The 242-nt window shown below is 53.7% G+C and carries 1 protein-coding gene; it reads right to left on the reverse strand.

What is annotated here, in order from left to right:
- Positions 1-242, reverse strand: a 242-nt coding sequence (locus tag HMPREF2932_RS13575; protein ID WP_168166989.1) for an Ig-like domain-containing protein, incomplete at both ends; no start/stop codon positions are given.

Consider the following 242-nt stretch of genomic DNA (forward strand, 5'->3'; position numbering starts at 1 on the left):
GTTGCCGTCCTTATCCTTGGCAACAATCTTGTCGCCAGTCTTCAGCTCCTTGTCAACAACGACCTTCCACTTACCGTCATCGCCAACCTTGACAGTCTTCTCGGTCTTCTTGCCGTCCTTGTCCGTGACAGTAACGGTGATATCGGTACCAGGCTTAGCGGTACCAGTGATCTCCTTGTCACCGTCCTTAGCCGGATCAATGGTCGGCTTGATGACCTCCGGAGTCTCAGACGGATCGTCCT

Origin of the sequence: Corynebacterium sp. HMSC074H12, assembly GCF_001813755.1 — a bacterium.
Taxonomy (GTDB): domain Bacteria; phylum Actinomycetota; class Actinomycetes; order Mycobacteriales; family Mycobacteriaceae; genus Corynebacterium; species Corynebacterium hiratae.